The 2,510-nt window shown below is 31.8% G+C and carries 2 protein-coding genes; both read right to left on the bottom strand.

Going from position 1 to position 2,510, the window contains the following annotated elements; genetic code table 11:
* Window positions 1–71 precede the first annotated feature (71 nt).
* The gene (locus NE054_RS07825) at window positions 72–368 is read right to left on the bottom strand and encodes a hypothetical protein (protein ID WP_297890384.1); all 297 of its coding nucleotides are present in this window, start codon (window positions 366–368) and stop codon (window positions 72–74) included.
* 17 nt (window positions 369–385) lie between these two features.
* Window positions 386–2,401, bottom strand: a complete 2,016-nt coding sequence (locus tag NE054_RS07820; RefSeq protein WP_297890382.1) for an alpha-amylase/4-alpha-glucanotransferase domain-containing protein — start codon at window positions 2,399–2,401, stop codon at window positions 386–388.
* Between the last annotated feature and the right edge of the window lie 109 nt (window positions 2,402–2,510).

The following is a 2,510-nucleotide window of genomic DNA, read 5'->3' as shown; positions in this document are numbered from 1 at the left end:
AGTGGTAGTTTTACTTTATGATACCACTGGAGGTTTTTTATTTCATCTTTTTTTCGAATTGGAAATTAGGGTTAAATTTTAATTTTATCTATACTATCGGTTGTTAATGCAATTTCAAACAAAGTGTTTAATACCTCTTCATCTTTAATACTCTTTATCTTCTCTTGTATTTCTTCCGGAACATAGCCAAATCTCAGTTTTACAGCCTTTATTATGTTTTCTTGTAAAGTTGTAATCTTGCCTTCTTCTTTTCCTTTTTCTATTCCTTTTTTGATTCCTTTTTCTAATCCCTGTTTTAAGCCTTTTTCCATTCCTTTCTTATAAAACGGGTCTTGTTGTATCATCTCTTGGGTTATTGTTAATGGCATCTTTCTTTCCTCCATCATTACACAACTTCCAATATTAATTTTATCAACTCTTCTTCTTTAAAGTCTGTTGTAAAACCAACCGTTAAGCCTTGGTTTGTTATGTCTAGAGATTTTTCTGATTGGCTTACTGTGTTTATAGGATAACTGTATATGTCCATTTCTTTGCTGGTTTTGATTGTTATTGTTTTTTGGGTGTATAGGTCAAAAATTTTAAAGTTGTTTGACTTTCCATGGTAAATTGGTTTGTTAAGGTGCTGTGGTAAAGTTGCAAAGTGGAAGTTGAATTCACAAAGGTATATGAGTTTTTCTTTGTAATCTGTTTGGATGTTTATAACTGCTTCTACCTTATTTTGTTCTACTTTGTAGGTTTTTGTTAGTGTTGCGTTGTACTTTTTGTCTGTGTAAATCCCGCCTCTTCTTTTGAATACTATCTGGTCTCCTACATACTCTAAGTTAAATGGTTGATTTGCAAAGTCTGAGTATTCCTTAAAGGTGCATCTGTAAAAGTTATCTAAGTTGAAACTGTCATCTGTGATGTGGTCTATGAAAGAATTTTTTGTGTACCAATCGTAAATTAACAAGTCTTTTATATGGTTTGTGTCTATTTTTAGGTCCATGTTGTGGATAGTTGATATTCCTTCTTCTGTATTTTCATTTTCTTTAGGATTTAAAAGGTTTCTGTGGTATCCTTCTTTTCTTCTTGTTAATGTGTTTTGAAAGTTAAACTCTTTGTCTTTTATAGAGAGTTCTGTTAGTTGTCCGGATTCTTTTGAGTCAAATATTAGTATAAGGTTTTGGGTTGTTACCTTTACTTCTTCGTATCCGTCAAAGTCGTAATCTTTCACTTGTACTTTCCGGTTTTTTGATAACTTTTCAAGTTCTTTTTCTGTTTTTATTATGTATCTGTAAGCGTTGTTCCTAAGGTTTGGAAGGTAAAGACCACCAAATATTCCATGCCATAAAACATCGTTACATTGAGCTTTAAGTAAATTTTCTAACAAGTTTTTGTCTTTTTTGTAAGGTCTTGATGATGTTGAAAGGTCTAAAATTCTTTTGTGTATTCTATTACTTTCCGGATACTTTATTAAAAAGTTGTGCCATATGTTTCCTTTTACGAATTTCTCAAAATAATGTTCCATTCCATTTTTTGTTAAGAAGTTTTTTAGTTCTTCAAACTCTTCAAAATCTTCCGCAAATAAACTCCACTCTCCCATTTCATGGTAGGATGTTATTGGAAGATATGCCATACCTATTGGTTTTTCTTCGTTTATATACTGATGGTAATGGGTTGTTTGAATTGTGTTTGATGATGTGATTGTTTCTAAAAATTGTTCTAACCAACCTTTTTCGTAAACCCACCAGTATGTTTTTGGCCAAACTCCAAACTTTTCTCCATCGTCGAATATTATTCCAGCTGGATTTACACCGTACTTTGATATTGAGTTTAAGTACTGAGTTATTTTTTCGATAGGTTTAAATGGTATTAAGTATCTTAGATTTTTATCTATTGGAAATAGGTTTATCTTGTGGCCGTTTGATTCTGTGGTGTAGTATCCGTAGAGAGCTTCTTTTTTAAATCCGGTTGACAAAAAGTGATAATCATCAACTATTACGTAATGTATTCCGGTTTCTACCAAATCTGGAATAATACTACTGTCCCACACTCTTTCTGTAAGCCAAAGTCCTTTTGGTATTTGTCCGAAATTTTCTTTTATGAAGTTGTTTAATTTTTCTATCTGGTACCTTCTATCATCGGACGGTATAGATGCTAAGAATGGTTCGTAAAAACCACCTGAGAAAAACTCTATCTGTCCGTTGTAAGATAAATCTTGCATCAGTTTAAAAAGGTTTTTGTCGTTATCTTTGATATACTGTAAAAGCCATCCGGAGTAATGGACTGAAAATTTAAAATCCGGATACCTTTTAACCACTTCCAAAAAAGGTTTGTAAGATTTGTTTATAGCATCATCTACCACTTCGTAGAAGTTGTCTACCGGCTGATGACAGTGTATCCCAAAAAGTAGTTTAACCATTTTCCACCTCGTTTATGATTTTTTCAAAAATTTTTATATAATTTTCAAAATTTAAATCCGATATCTTTAGATTTAGAAATTTTAGTGTTTTTGAATAATCAGAGCCTTT

It is taken from the genome of Sulfurihydrogenibium sp., assembly GCF_027448985.1.
Taxonomy (GTDB): domain Bacteria; phylum Aquificota; class Aquificia; order Aquificales; family Hydrogenothermaceae; genus Sulfurihydrogenibium.
This window is presented reverse-complemented; position numbering and strand designations above follow the sequence as displayed.

What these genes read in the sequence shown, in the direction of transcription:
- NE054_RS07820 (WP_297890382.1), bottom strand. Translation starts at nt 2,401, where the DNA reads ATGGTTAAACTACTTTTTGGGATACACTGTCATCAGCCGGTAGACAAC.
- NE054_RS07825 (WP_297890384.1), bottom strand. Translation starts at nt 368, where the DNA reads ATGCCATTAACAATAACCCAAGAGATGATACAACAAGACCCGTTTTAT.